Source organism: Allobosea sp. GW821-FHT03A12 (assembly GCF_058986765.1).
The window spans coordinates 533494-547423 of record NZ_JBYSVZ010000005.1; the positions used below are offsets into that span (position 1 = coordinate 533494).

12 protein-coding genes are annotated in these 13930 nt (G+C 67.6%); 5 read left to right on the forward strand and 7 right to left on the reverse strand.

What is annotated here, in order from left to right; genetic code table 11:
• Positions 1–45 precede the first annotated feature (45 nt).
• Entirely contained in the window at positions 46–1344 is a 1299-nt protein-coding gene (locus AC3WLC_RS21180; protein ID WP_493685891.1) for a GNAT family N-acetyltransferase, read from the reverse strand.
• A 206-nt stretch (positions 1345–1550) separates the two neighbouring features.
• Here AC3WLC_RS21180 and AC3WLC_RS21185 point away from each other — a divergent pair, with 206 nt between their 5' ends.
• Together AC3WLC_RS21185 and AC3WLC_RS21190 are read left to right on the forward strand one after the other, a co-directional pair.
• Complete coding sequence (locus tag AC3WLC_RS21185) at positions 1551–2651, forward strand: ATP-grasp domain-containing protein (RefSeq protein ID WP_493685892.1); 1101 nt, start codon at positions 1551–1553, stop codon at positions 2649–2651.
• A gap of 414 nt (positions 2652–3065) precedes the next feature.
• Positions 3066–3875, forward strand: coding sequence for a DUF3108 domain-containing protein (locus tag AC3WLC_RS21190; RefSeq protein ID WP_493685893.1), 810 nt, complete (start codon positions 3066–3068; stop codon positions 3873–3875).
• 33 nt (positions 3876–3908) lie between these two features.
• Here the strand turns inward: AC3WLC_RS21190 and AC3WLC_RS21195 are convergent, their stop codons facing one another.
• From AC3WLC_RS21195 to AC3WLC_RS21210, 4 genes are read right to left on the reverse strand one after another with little or no spacing between them, the layout of a single operon-like run.
• Positions 3909–5174 carry an acyl-CoA dehydrogenase family protein gene (locus tag AC3WLC_RS21195; protein ID WP_493685894.1) on the reverse strand — a complete coding sequence of 422 codons (1266 nt, stop codon included), beginning with the start codon at positions 5172–5174 and terminating at the stop codon, positions 3909–3911.
• 11 nt (positions 5175–5185) lie between these two features.
• Positions 5186–6226 carry a phosphotransferase family protein gene (locus tag AC3WLC_RS21200; protein WP_493685895.1) on the reverse strand — a complete coding sequence of 347 codons (1041 nt, stop codon included), beginning with the start codon at positions 6224–6226 and terminating at the stop codon, positions 5186–5188.
• Between the two features lie 47 nt (positions 6227–6273).
• Positions 6274–7674, reverse strand: a complete 1401-nt coding sequence (locus AC3WLC_RS21205; protein WP_493685896.1) for a protein kinase domain-containing protein — start codon at positions 7672–7674, stop codon at positions 6274–6276.
• A gap of 9 nt (positions 7675–7683) precedes the next feature.
• Complete coding sequence (locus AC3WLC_RS21210) at positions 7684–8424, reverse strand: metallophosphoesterase family protein (protein WP_493685897.1); 741 nt, start codon at positions 8422–8424, stop codon at positions 7684–7686.
• 292 nt (positions 8425–8716) lie between these two features.
• Here AC3WLC_RS21210 and AC3WLC_RS21215 point away from each other — a divergent pair, with 292 nt between their 5' ends.
• Together AC3WLC_RS21215 and AC3WLC_RS21220 are read left to right on the forward strand one after the other, a co-directional pair.
• The gene (locus AC3WLC_RS21215; protein ID WP_493685898.1) at positions 8717–9511 is read left to right on the forward strand and encodes a phytanoyl-CoA dioxygenase family protein; all 795 of its coding nucleotides are present in this window, start codon (positions 8717–8719) and stop codon (positions 9509–9511) included.
• Between the two features lie 117 nt (positions 9512–9628).
• Positions 9629–11221, forward strand: coding sequence for a CYTH and CHAD domain-containing protein (locus tag AC3WLC_RS21220; protein ID WP_493686101.1), 1593 nt, complete (start codon positions 9629–9631; stop codon positions 11219–11221).
• A gap of 60 nt (positions 11222–11281) precedes the next feature.
• Here the strand turns inward: AC3WLC_RS21220 and AC3WLC_RS21225 are convergent, their stop codons facing one another.
• Together AC3WLC_RS21225 and AC3WLC_RS21230 are read right to left on the reverse strand one after the other, a co-directional pair.
• Complete coding sequence (locus tag AC3WLC_RS21225) at positions 11282–11656, reverse strand: hypothetical protein (protein WP_493685899.1); 375 nt, start codon at positions 11654–11656, stop codon at positions 11282–11284.
• A 133-nt stretch (positions 11657–11789) separates the two neighbouring features.
• A complete protein-coding gene (locus AC3WLC_RS21230; RefSeq protein ID WP_493685900.1) occupies positions 11790–13028 on the reverse strand; it encodes an aspartate kinase in 1239 nt (412 codons plus the stop codon).
• A gap of 149 nt (positions 13029–13177) precedes the next feature.
• On the opposite strand from AC3WLC_RS21230, the gene ubiG reads away from it, so the two are divergent.
• On the forward strand, positions 13178–13930 hold the full coding sequence (ubiG, locus tag AC3WLC_RS21235; RefSeq protein WP_493685901.1) for a bifunctional 2-polyprenyl-6-hydroxyphenol methylase/3-demethylubiquinol 3-O-methyltransferase UbiG: 753 nt from the start codon (positions 13178–13180) through the stop codon (positions 13928–13930).

Sequence of the window (13930 nt, forward strand, 5' to 3'; positions counted from 1 at the left end):
GCGTTTGCCGCGCCGTGCTGAAGTTAGCTTCGGTCCACGGCGCGGTCACATTTTTGAGTGCCAACCACGCCAATACGCGCGCATGCTGTCGCGCGCAGCCTTCAGCCAGCTTCGTCCGCGACGATACGCTAGTTCGACGATCATGAAGAGCGTGCCCGAAACGGAGCCGCCGCGGCGGGCGTCGATGACGACGTCGACCAGTTCGAGCCGCTCCGGCCAGATCGCGGCGTGAAACGAGGTCTCCGAGCCATTGCAGCTGTCGAAGCTCGCCAGCACGGGATCGGCCAGGAATGTCGCCGTCACCCGTTCCGAGAGTTGGCGCCCGGGCCCGAAGCTGGCGAACGCCTCGTCATAGGCCATCTTCCAGCCGAAGGCGCGTGAACCGGAGCGAAGCCAGATCGAGAAGGCAATCCAGCGCTCGCCCTGCCGCAAGCCCTCGATGCTCGCGCATCCGGCTCGCACCAGACCTTCGATCATCTCCGTCGCGAACGGCTCCAGCGCCGGATCGAGCCGTATCGCCCAGCCGCTGTGCTCCATCCGGCCCTTCCAGCCGCTCGCCTCGATCTCGAGGAAGGCCCGGAACGCCTCCGCGATCTCCGAGCCGCGCGCCAGGGCGACAGGCTCGATGCCGGCCTCCGCCAGGCGTCTGCTTCTCCTGCGGAAACTCTGCCTCTGCTTCGCGGAGGTTTCCTGAGGCCCTGAGATTTCTCCGTCGGCTTGACGCGTCAGAATGGCTCGCCGCCGCCGTCCCACCACCATGGCGCGGGAGCGCCGCCGGGCGAGAACGTCGCGCAGGCAGGGTAGCAATCGCTCGTCCGCATTCAGATCGGACGCGACGATGGTCCCGGGAAGGTTCGGCTGGTCGGCGATGGCGTCCAGCAGCTTGTCGAGAACATCCGGGGCTAGGCTCGCATCGACGACGGGCGTCCCCGCGAAGACGAGCCGGTTCAGCGCCGTATCGAGAACCTTGAAGAAGCCGCGCCGCTCTGCGAATTCGCCCAGAAGCCAGGCGCCGACGAGCACGCGCCGGAGCCCGGATAGTCGCCAGACCAGCGCAACGATGACAGGCCGCCCACCATGCCGCTCGGCTGCGAGCGCGACGGCGGGGTGCATGTAGACGTTTGGGATCAGGGCGCGACGGACGAGATCGTCCCAGTCATCCCGATACCGCGCGAAATCCGAAGCGGTGACGATCTCCGATTCAAGCCGCTCGGCCTGGTCCAGCCTTGGGACAGGATGGCCTCGGACTGCCCCGTAGGAACGCGGCAGGCGGGAGGTCTGGTCGCCGCGCCATACCGTGCCCGACTGCCTGTCCAATCTGTCGAGAGGGTTGGCCTCGTCCACCCGCGCCCCCTTGGACCGAATGCGATGCCTCATGATCTACGAAGGCCTCGCGCCTTCCAGAGATCAATCGGCTTAACACTATTGGTTCGTGGGCAGATCGGTTGCGGCGGGGTGACAAGCAGGCAAATATGGGGAGATACGATAAACGAAAAGAATTTTGAGATGTGCTCCATTCTCATTTGGCGCCCGCAGCGGGAGGTCGAGCAATGAGCGGCCGCGCAGTCCTTTTGGCGGATAGGTTTCGGATGGAGTATAGGATACTGAAAGCAGTATCCTCATATTTCGACGATATTCATATCATCGGAACTGGTGATGGGGCTTGGCTCAAGCATTCCAGACACTGCTATGCCTTTCATGATTTGGGAAAACCGTTCGCACTTGCCGGTCCTGGCGAGGCGTCCGCGATCGATCGATACGCGAAAGATCATCAAATCTCCTGCATCCTCCCGACTTGCGGCCATACCACGCGTTTTCTTGCGACCTATCCGGACAGGTTCGAGACACCGTGCTTTCCTGTTCCTGCCGGGGAGGCATTCGATCTGCTGAACAACAAGCTGACCTTTCATCGGCTCTGCCGCGACCTCGAACTGCCCGTGCCGGGCACGAAACTCTTCGAGACCTGGTCCGAGCTGCGCGCCGCCGCCGCGACGGGAGCACTGAGCTACCCCTTCATCGTCAAGCCGGCGAACCTCGATGGCGGATGGGGGGTACGCAGGATCAACGGGCCGGAGGATCTGCGCGGGCGGATCGCCTACAGCCCGATCCTTGTACAGGACTTCATCCCCGGCCGGGATCTCTGCGTCTTCTATCTGTGCGAGCGCGGAAAGATCACGGGCCAGGTAGCCTACACCTTTGCGCGCCATGGTATTCGTTTCGTTCGACGTCCCAATGTCGATGCTTTCAGCAGGGTCGTCGCGGCGCATCTTCGGCTCGATGGGGTGATCGGGTTCGACCTGCGCGAACGAACGGATGGCCAGGTCTTTTTCATCGAGAGCAATCCGCGCTTCTGGTTCCGGATGGACGTCATGGCGCTCGCGGGCCTGGATTTCGTCCGCGCGGCCTTGACGAAGGAGCCCCTGGGCAACGGGCCGGCGGACGGGCTGGAGTTGAGGAATCGCGGCCGCCTGTTCAAGGCGGCCGTGCTGCCCTGGCGGCTCAACTGGCTGGAGCGGCGCGTCATTCGTGAACTCGCCCGCGATCCGTTGCTGCCGCTCCTCGAAATGCTGGGCAGAACGAAACCCGCCGGTCCGCCTCTGCCGCGGGATCAAACCATTGTGACGATCCCGGCGAATGTCACGCCGTACTGACCGGACGTCGCTGCCAGCGTGTTGCCGTCGGTTTCCTGATCTCGGCGGGGGCGCTGGCGTGCAGGGGCTGGGCCCGCCGATGGAGCGAGGCGCTCGGCCAGAGGAGTCGCTGAAGGACGGCGTCACGTTTTCGAAGAGCCCGCCGGCACCGAGGCCCTGCATAACCCGATCCGCGACTGCGACGCGTCGCGCCTTCGTGCATGGCGGGGCTCTCCTCGTCCGCGCTACAACGGCACATCGCCTCGGCCCTATGACACCGGGCGGTCACGCGGGGGGAAGGGACCTGCCGGTCCTGTGCGGGATGATGCGGATGCTCGGGCGCGACTTCGATAGGGACGACGCCGAGGGGCTGCGAGGCTGTGCAGTCTCGCCGGCGACGGCGATGCTGCCTGAGCGCGGCGAGAGGGCAGGTCCTTGACCGGCATCGCATCGAGACAGGCAAGGGCCATCGCGGCAGGCGTCCTGATCGCCGGCGCGCTTGCCTGCGCCGCGCCCTCGGCCGCTTCGGCGCGCGAGATGCGCCTTCGCTACGATGTCACGGTGCTGGGCGGGGTCACGCTCGGCGAGATCGAGGTGACCTCGATGCTCGACCGCGCCAGCTACCGCATCGAGATCCGCACGCGGCCCTACCGGGCGGCCCAGCTTGTCGGGGCGGCCGAGCAGTCCGGCAAGGTGGAAGGCCGCTGGGGCCGCGGCGGCCCCGAGCCGCGGCTCTATCAAGCGAACGGCTCCTGGCGGGGCCGGGCCTATGTCAGCGAATTGCACTATTCGCGCGGCGTGCCGACGATCCGGCGGCAGGAGCCGTCGAACGAGGATCGCGAGGCCGTCCCGCCCGAGCTGATCCGCGGCACGGTCGACTCGCTCTCCGGCGTCGCCGGGATGCTGAAGAAGGTGGCCGAGACGGAAGGCTGCGACGGCTCGACGGCGATCTATGACGGTCGCCGCCGCTCGCTTGCGGTCATGACCTCATCGGCCAAGGTGCAGGTGAGCGACCAGGGCCCGTTGAACGGCCGCGGACTGACTTGCGGCTTCACCGTCCGGACCATCGCCGGCTTCCGGCATGACGATGACCGCGAGGCGGCGATGCGACCGTTGAAAGGCTCGGTCCTGATCGCACTGCGCGAGGGCGGCGAGTTTCCCGTGCCGGTGCGCTTCGAGGTCGAGACGCGCTGGTTCGGCACGGTCGCGGTCCAGCTCGCCGGACCGCCTGTCACGGCTGATTGAAGGCCTGCGCTCGGTCGATCGGAGTGGCTGCCGCTACCCCTTCACATGCGGCCGTACCACCCCCTGTTCCGCGAAGGTGCTGCGGTTGCTCTCCTTGCGCTTCTTGATCTCGGCGCGGGCGATGGTGCGCAGATGGACCTCGTCCGGCCCGTCGATGAAGCGCAGGGCCCGGCCCCAGGAGTAGATGAAGGCCAGCGGCGTGTCGTTGGAAAGCCCGCCGGCGCCAAACACCTGCATCGCCCGGTCGGCGATCTTGGTTTGCAGCCGCGTCGCCGCAACCTTGATCGCCGAGACCTCGGTGCGCGCGGCCTTGTTGCCATGCTTGTCCATCATCCAAGCGGCGCGCAGGCAGAGCAGGCGGGCCTGGTCGATCTCCATCCGCCCTTCCGCGATCCAGTCCTGGACATTGGCGTAGTCGGCGAGGTTGCGGCCGAACGCCTTTCGCTCCAGCGCGCGCTCGACCATCAGTTCGAGCGCGACCTCGCATTGGCCGATCGTGCGCATGCAATGGTGGATGCGCCCTGGCCCAAGCCGCGCCTGCGCCAGCGCGAACCCTGCGCCTTCCTCGCCGAGCAGGTTCGCCGCCGGCACCCTGACCTCGCTGAAGTCGGTCTCGGTGTGGCCCTCGATCGAATAGTGGTTCAGCAGCGGCAGATTGCGCATCACCGTCAGGCCGGGCGAATCCATCGGCACGATGATCATGCTGTGGCGCTTGTGCGGGTCGGCATCGGGCCGCTGGTCGGACAGGCCCATGACGATGCAGAATTTCACCTTGGGATGCAGCGCCCCGGTCGTCCACCATTTGCGGCCGTTGACGACGTAATGGTCGCCGTCGCGGATGATGGTGGTCTGCAGGTTGGTCGGGTCGGAGGAGGCGACGCCGGGCTCGGTGATGCCGACGCAGGAGCGGATCTCGCCATTGAGCAGCGGGTTCAGCCAGCGTTCGCGCTGCCCGGGCGTCGCGAACATGTGCAGGATTTCCATATTGCCGGTGTCGGGGGCGTTGCAGTTGAACACCTCCGAGGACCAGTAGATCCGGCCCATGATCTCGGCGAGCGGGGCATATTCGAGGTTGGTCAGCCGCGTGCCGGGCTCGTCGGCCTTGAGCGCCGGCAGGAAGAGGTTCCACAGCCCTTCCGCCTTGGCCTTGGCCTTGAGGTCGTCGATCAGCGCGCTCGGATAGCGCCCGGCCTCGACCTCGTGCTTCCAGGCGGCGTCGGCCGGCTGGACATGGGCGTCCATGAAGGCTTGTAAGCTGGCGCGCAGTTCCTCGACCCTGGCCGAATAGGCGAAATCCATGGCATCCCTCGTCAGTTCGTCTGGTCGATCAGCGTCTGCGCGCGCTCGGCAAAGCTCTCCGCCATCGCGCCGACCGCGACGGCGTTCTCGGCGGCGGCGTTCCCGGTCTTCGCCCGCGCCGCGATGCCGTCGAGGATGACGGCGAAGCGGAACAGCGAGAAGGCGAGATGGAAGCGCCCCGGCCCCTGCGCTCGCCCGGCGGCGGCGCAATAGCGGGCGATGTATTCGTCCTGTGTCGGTATGCCGAGCGCCTCGCAATCGAGCCCGACGATGCCGGCATACATCGATGGCGTCGAATGCCAGGGCAGGCAGGAGAAGGCGACGTCGGAGAGCGGATGGCCGAGCGTCGAGAGCTCCCAGTCGAGCACCGCGACGATCCTTGGCTCGTTCGGCGCCAACATCAGGTTGCCCAGGCGGAAGTCGCCATGGACGATGGTCGTGTCCGGCGTCTCGTCGAGGTTTGTGCCGAGCCAGTCGATCAACCGATCGATCGCGGGGATCTCGCGCGTTCGGGTCTCGCGCCATTGCCGGCCCCAGCGCGCCAGCTGGCGGGCATAGTAGTTGCCGGGCTTGCCGAAATCGCTGAGGCCCGCGCCCTGCCAGTCGAAGCCGTGCAGCGCCGCCAGCGCCTCGGCCATGGCGAAATACATCGCGCGCCGCTCGTCCGGCGCGACGCCGGGCAGGGCGGTGTCGTGGAAGACGCGGCCCTCCAGCCGCTCCATCAGGTAGAACGGCGTGCCGACAACGTCGTCCGCCTCGTGCAGCAGCAGCACCGGCGGCACGGGCACGGACGAGCCGGCGAGCGCCTTCAGGATGCGGTATTCGCGCTCGACGGCATGGGCCGAAGGCAGGAGCGGCCCCGGCGGCTTCTTGCGCAGGACGAGCCGGGTGCCGGCATCGGGATAGGAGACGAAGAAGGTCGGGTTCGACTGGCCGCCGCTGATCCGCTCGATGTCCATCTGCCCCGCAGCCCGGCTAGGCAGGGCCGAACGCAGGAAGGCATCCAGCCGGGCGGGGTCGAATTCGGGTGGGACGGAGGGAGCAGCCGGCATGGCCGGCATATTCGAAGGCGAGGGCGGAGAGGTCAACGCGCCATTGCTCACGCCTCGCTACCACCCTTCACCCGGACCACCGAGACCGAGCAGTGCGCCTCGGCGACGACCTTGGTCGAGACGCTGCCGAGATGGCGGCGCACTGCCGAGGAGGAGCGGGCACCGAGCACGATGTGGTCGATGTCGTTGTGCTCGGCATAGCGCAGGATCGCATCGGCGGCGCTGACCGCCTCGATGACATGGTAGCTGACCCGGTCCTCCGGCAAGTGCAGCGGGCGCGCCCAGTCCTTCAGTGCCACCAGCCGGCCGATATAGAGCGAGCGTCCCTCGGCATCGACGGTCTTGGTCTCGCCGATGATCTCGGTCTTGAGCACGGTCAGGCAGGCGAGGGTGGAATCCGGCCGAACCGCGAGCAGCCGGCTGGTCTCAGCCAGGATCGCCGCCGCCAGCGCGTCCGGGCCGTCAGTGAGATCGACGGTGGTGAGCACGATCGAGGGGCCGGCCTTGCGCCGCGCCACCGTCGACGCGCCGGTGACCTCGGCTTCGTCGCGCTTCTGGAACAGGTCGACCAGCCGCTTGCCGAGGCTGCGCTCCTCCGCGGTACGGCGCTTGCGCGAGACCGTGACCTGCTCGGGGTGGCGCAGGTCGAAGGCGAGCTTGGTGGCGTCGGCATAGCGCCGGCCGCGATCGACCTCGAGGCAGCGGGAGACGATCTCCTCGAGCCAGGCCGGTACCTGCTCATTGATGGCGCGCAAGGGCTTGGGTGCGTGATAGAGCCGCCGCTTCATGCCGGGCACGGTCCTGGGCCGGCCGAACGGCTCTTCGCCGGAGGCCATCTGGTAGAGCAGGCAGCCGAGCGCGAAGAGGTCGCTCGCTGGATCGGAGCGCTCGCCCAGCACCTGCTCGGGAGCCATATAGGCGGCCGTTCCCATCGGCTCGGAGCTTTCCTCGCCGAGCAAATCCGGTAGCTCGGCATGACGGGCGAGGCCGAAATCGAGCAGCACCGCGCCCTTCTCGGTCAGGATCACGTTCTCCGGCTTGAGGTCGAGATGGACCACGTTCTGCCGATGCAGATCGGCCATCGCCGTCGCGATCGCGATGCCGATGCGCTGGACCTCGGCGAAGGGCAGGGGCGCCTGCTTGATCCGCTCGGCCAGGCTTGTCCCGGGGACGAAGTCCATGGCGATGAAGGGGATGCGGCAGAGATCGCCCGAGGCGACGAAGCGCGGCACATGCGGGCCCGACAGGCGCTTGTGGATCAGCACCTCGGTCTCGTAGCCGACGATGGCCGAGACGTCGGCGCCAGGGTCGAGCACCGGGATCTTCACGACGAGTGGGCCGGGATGATCGGGATGGCTGGCGCGCCAGAGCATCGCCATGCCGCCGGCCTTCAGCCGCTCGCCGAGCGTGAAGCCGTCGATGACTGATCCGGTCTTCGGCCGTTCCATCCCGTCCCCCTATCTGCCGATCTGCAGGCGCAGGCCGAGCCAGTCGGGCAGGCCGGCCGCCCTGATCTTCCGCGCGGTGTCCTGGCTGTCATAGGGTACGCGCACCATCGTGACCTCGCGCGCCTGCGTATCGAGCAGGGCGAAGCACGCCGCCGGATCGCCATCGCGCGGCTGGCCGACGGCGCCGACCACGACGACATGGCGGTGCACGGCCGAGAGCGGCGCCGGCACGTTGCGCAAGGGGATGAAGGCCACCGGCTCGCGTCCCGCCCTGGCATAGAAGATCGTCGGCAGATGGGTATGGCCGCAGACCACCGTCGCGGCATCCGTTGCTGCCAGGCAGGCCTCGGCGCTGTGGAGATCGCGAACATAGTGCCAGGTGGCGGGGTCGCGGGCGCTGGCATGGACGAAGAGCACGCCGTCGAGCTCAGCGGTCAGCGGTAGGTCGGCGAGGAAGGCGCTCTGCTCGGCGTTGAGCTGCGCGCTGGTCCATAGCGCTGCTTCGTGCGCGTTCGGCGTCATGCCGGAGGGGCCGTGCACGGCGGCTTCGTCATGGTTGCCGCGGATGCAGATCGCACCGGCCGCGACGAGCTCTCGCACCGCATCGACGCAGAAGCCGGGCTCGGGGCCGTAACCGACGATGTCGCCGAGCAGCACCAGCCGGTCGGGCGTGAGTCGGCGCGCCGCTTCCAGCACCGGCTCGAACGCCTCGCGGTTGGCATGGATGTCGGAGAGGATGGCGATCCGCATTCAGTTCCGGGCCCGAATCCGGGAAGGCCCTCATCGTGGCAGCGCCGCAGCCGCTTTGGCCAGCGCGCCTTTCGGCTCAAGTGTCGGTGTTCGGGTTGATCGTGCGGAAAACGGCTGCGATACTGCCCGAGCCATGATGATGTTCGCTGTCTTCCTCGCCTGACCTTCCTGCAGTCCCGGCTGCGCTTCTCGCTCCGGCCCTGCAAAACGGGTGCCCCGCATCCGAAGGTCCCTTGCCAGCCTGCCCGCGCGGCGGGCGCTTCGGCTGGCCGATAGCGAAAGACATCTCTCAATGACTCACCCTGAATTCGGTGCGCGCGTCCTCGACGACGCGCAGATCACCCATTTCGTCGAACGCGGCTTCGTCCGGCTCGATCATGCCTTTTCGCCTGTTCTCGCGGAGGAAGCCCGCGCCATTCTCTGGCGCGACCTCGGCTGCGATCCGAACGATCCGGCGAGCTGGACCAAGCCGGTGATCCGGCTCGGCATGTACGCCGACACGCCCTTCGTCGCGGCGGCGAACACGCCACGCCTGCATGGCGCCTTCGACCAGCTCGTCGGTCCCGGGCGCTGGCTGCCCTGCCGCGCCATGGGTACCTTCCCGGTGCGCTTTCCGTCACCGGAGGATCCGGGCGATGCCGGCTGGCATGTCGATGTCAGCTTCGGCTTCGACGAGCCGGATTTCATGAACTGGCGGGTCAACCTCGCCTCGAAGGGCAGGGCGCTGCTGATGCTCTTCCTGTTCTCGGATGTCGGCGAGGACGATGCGCCGACCCGCATCCGAGTGGGCTCGCACCAGGACATTGCCCGCCAGCTCGCGCCGGCTGGCGAGGCCGGGCTGTCGCTGCGTGAGCTGGTTGCCGATGACTTCGCCGGCAGTGCCGAACGCGAGGAGGTACTGGCGACGGGAGAGGCCGGCACGGTCTATCTCTGCCATCCCTTCCTGGTGCATGCCGCGCAGCCGCATCGCGGCAAGACGCCGCGCTTCATGGCGCAGCCGCCGCTGCTGCCGCGCGAGCTGCTGACCCTCGACCGCGGGGATGGCCTCTATTCGCCAGTCGAAGCCGCGATTGTTCGCGCGCTTTGATCGTCTAACCACTTCACCCGGGTTCACATCCGGGCGGAGTGGTGCCAAGTTGCCGCCAGCGACACTGCCGTCACCATTCCGTCACGCACCGCCCAGTGGAGAGAAGCCTTGGACGCCGTGCCGAATCAGGAACCTGCCGCATCCGCGCAGGACCAGTCCCCGGCACCGGCCACGGGCGGCCCTCCGCGCGAGATCGAACTGAAGCTGGCCGCCTCGCCCGAGGCACTGGAGGCGCTGCGCGGCGCCGATTTGATCACGCGCCACGCCCGCAATCAGGGCGTCACCCGCCGTCTCGATGCGATCTACTACGACACGCCCGACCGTCTGCTCGACCGCCACGGCCTGTCGCTACGCGTGCGCCGTAGCGGCAAGCGCCATGTCCAGACGCTGAAGCGCTCCGGCTCGGGCGATCCACTGGCGCGCGACGAATGGGAGGTCGCGCTGCCGGACGGCGCGCTCGACCTGTCGCTTCTGCCGCTTGCCGAGATCGGCGAGCCCTTGGCGAGCCTCTCGGCCGGGCAACTCGCGCCGGTCTTCGCCACACGGATCAGGCGGCGCCTGCGCCGGCTCGATTATGCCGGCGCGCTGATCGAGATCGCCTTCGACGACGGCACGATCGAGGCCGGCGAGACCAGCCTGCCGGTCAGCGAGGTCGAGCTGGAGCTCAAGGAAGGCGAGGCGGCGGCGCTCTACGAGCTGGGGCTGGCCATGCTGGATGTCGCGCCGCTGCAGGTCGCGACGCAGAGCAAGTCGGCCCGCGGCTATGGGTTGGCTTTTGCGCGCTTGCCACGGGCGGTGAAGGCAAAGCCGGTCGAAATCGCCGGTCACGACAACGCTGACGCGGCGATCGCGGCGATTCTCGGCAATACCTACAAGCAATTGCTCGCCAATCTCGCGCCCGTCACTGCCCAATCCGGCCCGGAGGGCGTGCATCAGATGCGGGTGTCGCTGCGCCGCCTGCGCTCGGCGTTGTCGGTGCTGAAGCGCGAGATCGCCTCGCCCGCCTTCGCCTCGATCGGCCAGGAAGCGAAACGCCTCGGCCATGTGCTCGGCCCCGCGCGCAACTGGGACGTCTTCATCACCCAGACCGTTGCAGCCATCGAGGCGGACGGGCTAGGCGATGCCGGGCTGCCGGCGCTGCGTAAGGCGGCCGAGCCGTTCCAGGCCAGGAGTTATGAGGCAGTGCAGGAGCGGCTGGCGGATCCGCAGACCAGCCGCTTCCTGTTGTCGTTCGGTGCCCTGATCGAACGGCGCGGCTGGCGCAGCGGCCTGCCCAGCGAGGCCATGACGGTGCTGGCCGAACCGGCCGAGGATTTTGCCGGGCGGGTACTGGCGCGGACGCATCGCCAGGCGCTGAAGCGCGGCCGCGGCTTCGGCCGCCTCCACCCCGAGCAGCGCCACCAGCTGCGGCTCGCCTTGAAGAAGCTGCGCTACACCGCCGAGTTCTTCCTGCCGCTGCATGACGGTGCGGCGGCGCGCAGATATCTCGGCCGGCTGTCGCGCTTGCAGGAAGCGCTCGGCCTCGCCAACGACGCGGCGACGACGCAGCACTTGCTCGCCGAGCTGCGTGGCGGCAAGGCGCCGGGGCCGGAGCTGCATTTCGCTGCCGGCGCCATCCATGGCTGGCAATCCCGCCATACCATCGAGGCCGGCCGCAAGCTCAAGAAGCGCTGGCGGAGGTTCGAGGCGGCGAGCCCGTTCTGGACATGATCCGCTCCGGGCTCGCTGCGCGTTCCTGATCTTACTGCACGCGAGCCAATTTCGGCCCGATCAGCTTGTCTTCCTGGTGACGATCGTTAGTTCGCCCTCGTTGCTGACCTGGGCCAGCACGACGTCGCGCGTCGAGAAGCCCTTCGCCTCGACGGCGGATTTGACGGCGGGGGCCTTCTCGATCGCCTGGCGCAGCTTTTCGAGCTCGTCGGCGGTGCGGGTCGCCACCAGCTGGTTCACCTGCGCCTTGCTGGCATCGGGCAGCTCGTCGATCTCGACGACCTTGACCGAGGTGATCGTCGGGGCGCCTGCGGGAGCTTCCTGCGACGAGGCGGGCGGCTTGGCCGCGGGGCGCTCCGTCGACGGCGCCTGGGCATAGGCGGCGCCGGCCAGGATAACGGCGGTGCTCGCGGCGGCGATCGTGATCATACGCATGGCGTGTCCTTCCATCGGTTGCGGAAGGACAATTCGACACCACGAATGGGATCTGAGGCTGAACGCGATCAGGTCATTTCGTGACCATAAGGCGGCGCTGACGAGGCGATGAGCCCGCGCGCCGCCATGAAAGTCAGGCCGCGTCGAGGCCGTAGAGCGAGTGCAGCGTGCGGACCGCGAGCTCGGTATAGGCGGCGTCGATCAGCACCGAGAACTTGATCTCGGAGGTGGTGATGGCGCGGATGTTGATGCCCTTCTCGGCCAGCGCCCGGAAGGCGCGCGCCGCGACGCCGGCATGGCTCCTCATGCCGACGCCGATCGCCGAAATCTTGACCACGTCCGTCGCGCCCTGCAGCGTCTGGTAGGCGATGGCCTCGTGCTTCGATTCGAGCAGGCCCTTGGCGCGCTCGTAATCGGCGGTCGGCACGGTGAAGGTGATGTCGGTGGTCGCCTGGTCGTCGGAGACGACCTGGATGATCATGTCGACATTGATGTTGGCGTCGGCCAGCGGCCCGAAGATCGCTGCGGCGACGCCGGGCTTGTCGGCCACGCGCCGGAGCGTGATCTGGGCTTCGTCGCGCGAAAACGCGATGCCGGTGACAATCTGCTGTTCCACGATGTCGTCCTCGTCGCAGATGAGGGTGCCTGGATTGGGATTTTCGGGGTCGTCGAAGGAGGAGCGCACATAGGTCGGCACGCGTTGGACCATGGCGATCTCGACCGAGCGCACCTGCAGCACCTTCGAGCCGAGAGAGGCCATCTCCAGCATCTCTTCGAACGAGACTTTGTCCATGCGCCTCGCCTTCGGGACGATGCGCGGATCGGTGGTGTAGACGCCATCGACATCGGTGTAGATGTCGCAGCGATCGGCCTTGAGGCCGGCTGCCAGCGCGACCGCGCTGGTATCCGAGCCGCCGCGGCCGAGCGTGACGATGCGGTGGCTGCGCGGGTTGATGCCCTGGAAGCCGGAGCAGACTGCGATTTCGCGGTTGCGGTCGAAGCCGGCGAGGATGCCGGCGCCGTCGACGCCCTCGATCCTGGCCGAGCCATGCGCGTCCGAGCCGTAGAGCGGGATCTGCCAGCCTTGCCAGGAGCGCGCCGGCAGGCCCATTTCCTGCAGCGCGATCGCCATCAGCCCGGAGGTGACCTGCTCGCCCGAGGCGACGACGGTGTCGTATTCGGCCTGGTCGTAGACGGACGAGGCCTCCTTGCACCAGGCGACCAGCTCGTTGGTCTTGCCCGACATCGCCGAGACCACGACCGCGACCTGGTTGCCGGCATCGAATTCGCGTTTGACGTGGCGGGCCGCGTTCTTGATGCGCTCGACAGTGGCGACCGATGTGCCGCCGAACTTCATCACCAGACGGGCCATAGCGTCTAAAGGCTCTCTAATCTGCGCCCGGCCGGGCCGGGACGAAACGTCCCCTCGCGCCTAGCGAAGGGCGCGTGTAGATGACGGGAGGTGCGGGCGCTGTCAATGCAGCCATGGTCTGCGCGAGCATAAACAGGGTATCAGAAGCGATGACGGCAGCGGCACGCGAAGGCTCCACCATCGATCCGGCCGAGGTCGCGCGCTTCGACGCGCTGGCCAAGAGCTGGTGGGACCCGAAGGGGCCGATGGCGGTGCTGCACAAGTTCAATCCGGTGCGCCTCGCCTTCATCCGCGACCTCGCCTGCGAGCGCTTCGGTCGCGATCCGAAATCGCTGCAGGCGCTGAAGGATTTGAGCGTCGTCGATATCGGCTGCGGCGGCGGCGTGCTGTCCGAGCCGCTGGCGCGGTTGGGAGCTGAGGTAACCGGACTAGACCCGGCAACGACCAATATTGCCGTGGCGCGCGCCCATGCGGGGAAGGCGGGCATCGGCGTCGATTATCGCGAGGAGACGATCGAGGCGGTCGTGGCGTCCGGCGCGCGCTTCGACATCGTGCTCGCCATGGAGGTGGTCGAGCATGTCGCCGATGTCGATGCCTTCGTCGCCTCCTGCTGCGCAGCGGTGAAGCCGGGCGGGCTGCTCGTCATGGCGACGCTGAACCGCACGCTGAAATCCTATGCGCTGGCTATCGTCGGCGCCGAATACATCCTGCGCTGGCTGCCGCGCGGCACGCATGACTGGGAGAAGTTCGTCACGCCGGACGAGCTGGAAGCGGCAATCGAGACCGGCGGGCTCTCGGTCTTCGCCCGCGAGGGCGTCGCCTACAACCCGCTCGCCGATCGCTGGTCGCGCTCGCGCGATCTCGACGTCAACTATCAGCTGGCGGCTGGGCGCCCCGCTTGA

Coding starts and splice junctions, on each gene's coding strand:
- AC3WLC_RS21200 (WP_493685895.1), bottom strand. CDS start 6,226: ATGCCGGCTGCTCCCTCCGTCCCACCCGAATTCGACCCCGCCCGGCTG.
- AC3WLC_RS21230 (WP_493685900.1), bottom strand. CDS start 13,028: ATGGCCCGTCTGGTGATGAAGTTCGGCGGCACATCGGTCGCCACTGTC.
- AC3WLC_RS21210 (WP_493685897.1), bottom strand. CDS start 8,424: ATGCGGATCGCCATCCTCTCCGACATCCATGCCAACCGCGAGGCGTTC.
- AC3WLC_RS21225 (WP_493685899.1), bottom strand. CDS start 11,656: ATGCGTATGATCACGATCGCCGCCGCGAGCACCGCCGTTATCCTGGCC.
- AC3WLC_RS21205 (WP_493685896.1), bottom strand. CDS start 7,674: ATGGAACGGCCGAAGACCGGATCAGTCATCGACGGCTTCACGCTCGGC.
- ubiG (WP_493685901.1), top strand. CDS start 13,178: ATGACGGCAGCGGCACGCGAAGGCTCCACCATCGATCCGGCCGAGGTC.
- AC3WLC_RS21195 (WP_493685894.1), bottom strand. CDS start 5,174: ATGGATTTCGCCTATTCGGCCAGGGTCGAGGAACTGCGCGCCAGCTTA.
- AC3WLC_RS21215 (WP_493685898.1), top strand. CDS start 8,717: ATGACTCACCCTGAATTCGGTGCGCGCGTCCTCGACGACGCGCAGATC.
- AC3WLC_RS21185 (WP_493685892.1), top strand. CDS start 1,551: ATGAGCGGCCGCGCAGTCCTTTTGGCGGATAGGTTTCGGATGGAGTAT.